This window comes from Geobacillus sp. ZGt-1 (assembly GCF_001026865.1).
GTDB classification, from domain to species: domain Bacteria; phylum Bacillota; class Bacilli; order Bacillales; family Anoxybacillaceae; genus Geobacillus; species Geobacillus thermoleovorans.
In genome coordinates, this window is record NZ_LDPD01000026.1 from 146,720 (window position 1) to 154,260 (window position 7,541).

5 protein-coding genes are annotated in these 7,541 nt (G+C 54.9%); 3 read left to right on the top strand and 2 right to left on the bottom strand.

Annotation, left to right across the window (positions count from 1 at the left end; genetic code table 11):
• Window positions 1–242 (top strand): hypothetical protein (locus VU18_RS20700; protein ID WP_236687415.1); only part of this gene is annotated, 242 nt, incomplete at its 5' end.
• Between the two features lie 99 nt (window positions 243–341).
• Here VU18_RS20700 and VU18_RS14255 read toward each other — a convergent pair.
• On the bottom strand, window positions 342–1,658 hold the full coding sequence (locus VU18_RS14255) for an SEC-C domain-containing protein (RefSeq protein ID WP_014195137.1): 1,317 nt from the start codon (window positions 1,656–1,658) through the stop codon (window positions 342–344).
• A gap of 216 nt (window positions 1,659–1,874) precedes the next feature.
• Here VU18_RS14255 and VU18_RS14260 point away from each other — a divergent pair, with 216 nt between their 5' ends.
• Both VU18_RS14260 and VU18_RS14265 read left to right on the top strand, forming a co-directional pair.
• On the top strand, window positions 1,875–3,518 hold the full coding sequence (locus VU18_RS14260; RefSeq protein WP_033012657.1) for an SWIM zinc finger domain-containing protein: 1,644 nt from the start codon (window positions 1,875–1,877) through the stop codon (window positions 3,516–3,518).
• A complete protein-coding gene (locus VU18_RS14265) occupies window positions 3,515–6,274 on the top strand; it encodes a DEAD/DEAH box helicase (protein WP_033012648.1) in 2,760 nt (919 codons plus the stop codon). Before VU18_RS14260 ends, VU18_RS14265 begins: the two co-directional genes overlap by 4 nt.
• A 613-nt stretch (window positions 6,275–6,887) precedes the next feature.
• Here the strand turns inward: VU18_RS14265 and VU18_RS20705 are convergent.
• Window positions 6,888–7,541, bottom strand: a 654-nt coding sequence (locus VU18_RS20705; protein ID WP_047758368.1) for a DUF1861 family protein, incomplete at its 5' end; no start/stop codon positions are given.

The window sequence follows — 7,541 nt, forward strand, 5'->3', positions numbered from 1 at the left end:
TTCCCGCTTCCGCACGGGCACGGGTCATTTCGGCCGATTGCCATGCAAAATCCTCCCTTCTAATCTTTCCTTTCCAAAACGGCGACCAAGATATTAAAAACGGTCGGAATCGCGCACAAAGCCATTTTTCCCAATCCATTATGGATTCGGTCAAAACGGATCGTTCCCCGCCGCTTTTTTTGGAGTTTCACGAATGGAACGTATTCCATTCCCTGTTTCTGCTTATAGAGAGCTTGGGTTGAGCTCCATGATGGTTGAATGAGAGAGCCCTTGTGGAACCGGCTTTCCTTTCTGACGAAATGCCGCTGACTTGCGCGCAGCGCCCGTTTTTCTGCCAGCTTCTAGATGAATCCCCGATCGGTGAAGATCTCCCACGCTACATCGCGGAGTTCTTTACGCAATTCTTTTTCATTCACTTCCTCGAGCAGGCCTTCATTCCGCCACGAACGGATGGCGCGGTCAATATGACGGTTGACTCGCTTCTCGTTCCATCCTTCACGCATCAACATCAGATCGATGTCATCGATCCATTCATTGATGCGCGCATCAAGCTCATCCCCTTCCTCTTCGAACCAGTCTTCCTCCCAGTCATCGAGCCATTCCTCGTCGTCTTCATCATCAACAGCCATCAGGAAAAAATCCAACGCCGCCGATCGCACATCTTCTGGCATCACGTCATACCGATCGGCGATGTCTTCCACCTCCGATCCTTCCGCCTTCATCAAATGCCCAGCCACATAGCGGAGCGCCGCCGCGTAGACGGGGACCGAATAAGGGAGGCGGGATGTTTTTCCGCAATAGATCGCCCATATGGCGAACGCTTGATTGAGCAGCGCCGCTGGCGCCTCCGGCTCGTTTTCATCGAGCTCGCGAATGACGGCCGCTTGTTTCGGATCATCCCATTTGAACTGTTTGGCGAACTGCCAAAGCCACTCCAAGAGCACATCGGAAAGCACAGCGACGAACCGATCGCGCATCCATAAAGCCGATGGCTGACCGCTCCACTCCCCTTCTTGTTGAATCGCCCGAAGCAATCGATCTTTCCCTGACGCCGGGAGCGGAAACACCGCTGTGAAACACGTGAACACGTCTTGGTACGGCACAAGGAAGCCGAACACCACATCTCCTGTTTCGATCACGCTCGGCCATTGATGGGAAGCCAATAAATGAACGATCTTTTCCCCTCCCGTCAACAAATCCCGGACAACGGGGCGATTGTCGTCATCATAGCCGATGAACTCGCCAAGCGACGGAACGGCTCCTTCCCACCTCTCGATGTGCGCCTGAACGGACGGGCGCCACCGCTCCCAATGACGGCTTTTCCGGTAAGCAGAAAAGATCGTTTGTCCTGTTTCATCAACCGGCCAACAAAACAACATCCAGTTCACCGCCATGATCTGCACGCCAAGCTCGAGTTCCTCCGGCATCTCATCAAGCGGGAACTGGTCTAAAAGCTCTTCCGCCTCCCTCTCATACCGCTGCAAAACAAACTGACGCATATCATTCATGCATTCGATCAACTCGCGGTCAATCAATGACGAAATCGAAACCGCCTCTTTTTTTCCGCAACAATGCTTGTACTTTTTCCCGCTTCCGCACGGGCATAACGCGTTCCGCGGCGTTTCCGCCATATTCGATGCACCTGCTTTCTTTTCCATTTGGACTTTTTCTATTCCTATTATACCATCATCGATAGACGTTCAACCATCACCAGCTTTCTTTCTATCAAAACGCGTACACGTTCAAAAGCTCGCAATGTCCTTTCATGCCGGCTCGAGAACAGACGCGTTTTGTCACATTGCCCCTCTTTTTTCGACACGCTGTCACATGCTATAATAGGATGATAAGGAATGGATCGGAAAGGACGGACCGACATGTTGCAGACCACGATCTCCAAACCGCTTTTGCGGCAAGCGGCAGAAGAATTGGTGAAAGAATTGCCGTTTCCTATTTTCCACAATCTCATTCAAAAAGGGCGCGACTTATCAAGAAACGGGTTGGTCTATAACGTCATGGTGATCAACAGCCACGAAGTGGAAGGGGTCGTTTCCGACATCACCCCCCATGATGTCATGCTTGATTTGTCCAACGTCACCCGCCGCCATCGCTGCCCGTGCGGGACGGAAGGGCTGTGTCCACACGTTTTGGCGCTGTTCTTTTATATATACGGCAACGTGTTCGACGTTGGCGAGCTGTTCCGCCTTTGGAAAAAAGGGCAAATCGGCGCGTTGTGGAAAGAATCCGCTGTCCATGAACCAAAAACGCCTGCTCCAAAACGCGCGGGGAAAACGGCAGGCCTTTCGATCACAGCCAATGAAACGGTTGAAGATTGGCGGGGCCAGTTCGAGAAACAGTATGAAGACTTTTTCTCCCGCCATCAAAACGGCCAAAACTGGCCGTACCGTTTAGCCTTCCAGCTGCTCCCGAAACTTGGCAAAAACGAAGGGAAGCAAGCTGGCGCCCGTCCGTTGCGGGAGCTTCATGCCGCCCTCTTTTTGTTGGAAAAGCTTCGGCAGTACGGGGAGGCGCAAGGGTGGAACGACGTCGTATTCGCCTCTTACGGACAGTTTTCCTGGCAGCAGGACGTCAACTATGTCGCCGACCGCGCCTTTGACGCCTTGGAAAAATTGTCTACTCAATCGCTGCCGCGGTCGCTCAACGCGTTGATTGAACAGACGATTCCGTATGTTCGTGATGTACTGTTTTTGGACGGAGGGCTGTCATCATTCGGCTATGACTTTTACACAACCGCGTGGGAATCGCTGTTCACCAAGCCCACATGGCGGCAAGAGGAACGAGCCGAACTCCTTCGGCTCGCCAAAGACCGAGACGACATCCGCGCCGCTATGGCGGCGGCTCATCTTTCCTTTTTGCTTGGCGAAGACGACGAAGCGATGGCGCTTTACCGCGCGTTCCCCGATCAGGCAGGCTTGTTTTTGATTGAATGGATCGGGCGATTCATCACCAACGGCCTCGTCAAGCGGTTTGAATCCGTTTGGGAAAAAGCGAAGGACGATTGGCCGCTTTATCTTTCGCATATACCCGCTCCCATCCGAAGCCGTTTTTTGGACGAAGCGGCGCACTGGTTTGAAATGTACGCCCGGCAACGAAACCGCTCGGACGCATGGGAAGATTTTTTGCAGCGAAGCCTTCCGTACAGCGTCAACGAGTACACCAACTTTTTGTATCGGCAAGGACGCTACCGGGAAGTCGTGGACCTATTCTTATGGGCGAACATCACCGCTGATGAGCTGCATCCGCAGCTGCTCAAAACATTGCAAGCGCGCGGGACGGATCTTGTCATGCCGTTATATCATCGGACCGTGATCAAGCTGCTCAACGAGAAAAACCGGTCAAGCTACCAAAGGGCGGTCCGCCACTTGAAAACGATGCGGGCTCATTACCGCTCGATGAAGCGATTCGATCAATGGGAAGCGTATCTTGAACAGCTGCTCGCCAAAACGGCGCGCCTGCGCGCGTTTCATGAAGAATTAAAGAAAGGAAAACTGCTTCCATGAAGGCATTGGAGACGATTCAGATTTCCTGCAGATGGAATGAAGAGATTCGATGTTTCGAGCTCTCTGGTTCCACCCATCCCTCATCATGGGTTTCGCCTTTATTGGCTTGGCACGAAGAAACCTTTTACGGGACCATGATTGATATCGAAGACGACATCGTGCGGCTGTCGCCGTGGCAAGCGCTCACTCTGTTCGCGTTGCGTCCGCACTCGCGCTTTTCCGTCATCGAATGGGCGGATGAATTCACCGCCCGATTGGAAGAGTGGGCGAGACACATTTGGAATGGGTTGGGGGAACGCCGCTTCCTTCCAGATGCTTCCTTGTGGAAAAGCACAGGCGGCGCATGGAGCGAAGCAGGACGCACCCGCTGGCGCGGCGCGGATGACGATCCCGATCCGTTCGTCGCCACATGGCGGTCGCTTGCGGTCGCCGACTGGCTCTCACGCGACCCGGAACTTCGCGGCATTTGGGGCGAAATCGTTCGCACTTATCCATTGATCGCCTCCCCCAGCGGCCAATGGACCGGAACGGAAGACGATTGGCTGGAACAAATCGGCTGGCTCGGCGACCGGCCGCCGTTTACGGTCGGGCTTCGCCTCGTCGAGCCGCCTGAGGACGGCGACGCATGGACGCTGGAAGCGGTGTTCATCGCCATCGACGACAGCGTCATCGCCTCTGCCCGTGATATTCCGCGCGCCTGGCGCCCATATGAATCATCGATCCAGCGCGCCATTCGCCGCATTTGCGCGATCGTGCCGTGGCTTGACGCCGGGGAGGGTCTGCGGACGGAACTGTCTAATGAAGAAGCGTGGCGTTTTTTGTCCGAAGACAGCTTAAAGCTCACCGAAGCGGGCGTACGCCTCTTGCTTCCCGACTGGTGGCACGACATCCGCCAGGCGCAGCTGTCGATCAAAGCGAAACTGTCGCCTTCCGTCAACGCCGAATCACTGTTCGGCCTTGAGCGGCTCGCTGATTTCGATTGGCGCGTCGCGACCAACGGGATTGAGCTGACGGAAGAGGAGTTTGCCGCTTTGGCGGAACAAAAGCGGCGCCTCATTCGCCTGCGCGGCCAATGGCTCATCCTTGACCCCGCCCTTGTCCGCCGCGCCCAGGCGCTCATGGAAAAGGCGAAAAAAGAAGGCGTGCCGATCCACGATATCGTGGCGCAAACGCTGCTTTCAGAAGCAGAGGAGCGCGAAGAGGCAACGGACGAATCGATCCCGATCCACATTGACGTCCATGATCAGTTCCGCGCGTTCATCCGCCAGCTCCAGCAGCTGGATGGATTGCCGAAAGCGAATGTGCCGCCGTCGTTTCGCGGCACGCTCCGCCCGTACCAGCAGCGCGGCGTCGACTGGCTCGTCTTTTTGCGCCGATTCGGCTTTGGCGCCTGCTTGGCCGATGACATGGGGCTAGGCAAAACGGTGCAGCTGCTTGCTTATTTGGCGCACGTCAAAGAAATCGAACGCCCGGACACGCCGGCGTTGCTCATCTGCCCGACAAGCGTGATCGGCAACTGGCAAAAGGAATGCGCCCGCTTCACCCCAGACTTGCGCGTCTACGTGCACCATGGACCGAACCGGGCGAAAAACGATGCGTTCGTGCAAACGGCAGGCGAGGCCGATCTCGTCATTACGTCTTACAACCTTGCTCATTTGGACCAAGACGATTTAAAACAGATTCATTGGCATGCGATTTGCCTTGATGAAGCGCAAAACATTAAAAACGCGCAAACAAAACAAGCGCGCGCCATCCGCCGCTTGAGCGGAAAACATAAAATCGCCTTATCCGGCACGCCGGTTGAAAACCGTCTCGGCGAACTTTGGAGCATCTTCCATTTCCTCAACCCCGGCTATCTCGGCAGCCGTGCGGAGTTTGAGCGGCGCTTTGCCGGGCCGATTGAAAAAGAAGGAGATGCCCGCAAAAAAGCGGCGCTGCAGGCGCTCATCCGCCCATTTCTCTTGCGGCGGACGAAAACGGATGAAGCGGTTGCGCTCAACTTGCCGGATAAGCTTGAACAAAAAGAATATTGCCCGCTCACGGCCGAACAGGCTGCCTTGTACGAGCAGCTCGTCAACGACACACTCGAACGGGCAAAGGAAGCCAGTCCGTTTGCGCGGCGCGGCTTGATTTTGCAAATGCTAAACGGTGTGAAGCAAATTTGCGACCATCCGGCGCTGTATTTGAAAGAACGCCGCCCCCGCCAGCTCGTTGAACGGTCGCACAAGCTCGAAAAGCTCATCGAACTGATCGAGCAAATCCGCGCCAACGACGAATCGTGCCTCATCTTCACGCAATACGTGCGAATGGGCGAGATGATCCAACAGCTGCTTTCCGACTTGTTTGATGAGCCGGTGTTGTTTTTGCACGGAGGCGTCCCAAAACAAACGCGCGACCGGATGGTGGATGAGTTCCAAGCGAAAAAAGCGCCGATTTTCCTTTTGTCGCTCAAAGCAGGCGGCACCGGGCTCAACTTAACAGCTGCCAACCACGTCATCCATTTCGACCGTTGGTGGAACCCGGCGGTGGAAAACCAGGCGACCGACCGCGCCTACCGCATCGGACAGACGAAATTCGTCCACGTCCATAAATTGATCACCGTCGGGACAATCGAAGAAAAAATCGACGAGATGCTCGAACAAAAACAAGCGCTCGCCGACATCATCACCGAAGGCGAGGCATGGATCACCGAACTGTCCGATGACGAACTGCGCGACTTGCTCGCCTTATCGGCCGCAGCGAAAGGAGGCGCTTGAGCATGGCGGAAGAAAAACGAAAGCGCAAGAAAAAAACGGCGGAAAACCCGTGGGAAAAGCTGCTGAAGCGGATGGAAGAGAAAATGAAGGAGCGGGAAAAGCGGCAAAAACAACCGTAAAGGAGCATCACGCGGGCGATGAACGTCGCCCCGATCCCGTTGGACACAGAAAAGATCCATGAGCAACCTTTGCCCTTCACCTGGGCATGAAAATGCCCCATCAAGACGCGTGCATTTTCACGGAAACAGCGTGGGAAGAATCCCACGCTGTTCGCTTTTAAGCAGTCCTTTCGAAGACCGTTGAAAAACGACGGATTTGTTCGATTTGGGAGAAGCCGAAAGGGGTCACGCGACGGTGTTGCAAAGTTTTGAACTGAAGAAACGCTGTGAGGAAGCAACATTTCCTCTTTCATCACGATAATGCAAACAAACAAGGTTGAACATCCGCCTGCTCATATAGCCGTTCCTCATTGAGCACATACACCGTCACCGAACAAGTCACGTTTATGTCAAACCGAAGTCCTTCGCACAAGGCAAGAAACCGGCCAAATGCAAAAAAGGACCGGCCGCCAACCTTCCTCATCAAGAGAAGGTCTGTCGCACCGATCCTTTCGCTAAACGGAAGCATACATCCGATCGAGCTCTTGCGCTTCGTATTTCGCAAACGGGTCGATGAGCGAAATTTTTTGCGCTTCCGCATCGCCGACGCCGGCGTACAGCTCGGCGGTGCCGTCGCCTTTGCGGATGAGCCCGCCGCTGAAGACAACGTTCGCCAAATCCGGCCGTTTCGCCGGCCCGTCTAAAAAGTGGGAGCGAAGCGCAAGCAATTCCAGCTCCGAACGCTCCATCGTCTCGGGGTTCAACACGAACACCATCGGGTAGTAATGGCGGTTGCCTTGCTCGTCAAAGCAAGCGATATGGCCGAGCGCCCCAACAAGCCCGTTTGCAAGCAAATGCGCCTCGTTCACGCCGCCCCATTCTTCATCCGTAAATTGGGCATCAAGAATCGGCGCAGCCTCGATCACGTCCGGCGTCAACTCATCGAGCGAGAAAATGCGGGTGAAACCGATTTTCCCGCGGCCGCCTTTTTCCCCTTGCGGTCGGGTAAACACGCCGATCGAGCCATCTTTCAACTCGACGAGGCGAATGTCTTTCATCCCATCCGGCCCTTCGGCGAACTTTTCTAAGCGGCGAATGTTCGGTCCACGGTAAAAGACCGTCCGCCAGCTATGCTCGCCAACAAACACCGGATGCGGAAACGTCTCCAC

Bases quoted from the DNA above. Each gene is read 5' to 3' on its own strand.
- VU18_RS14255 (WP_014195137.1), bottom strand. From the start codon at position 1,658: ATGGAAAAGAAAGCAGGTGCATCGAATATGGCGGAAACGCCGCGGAAC.
- VU18_RS14260 (WP_033012657.1), top strand. From the start codon at position 1,875: ATGTTGCAGACCACGATCTCCAAACCGCTTTTGCGGCAAGCGGCAGAA.
- VU18_RS14265 (WP_033012648.1), top strand. From the start codon at position 3,515: ATGAAGGCATTGGAGACGATTCAGATTTCCTGCAGATGGAATGAAGAG.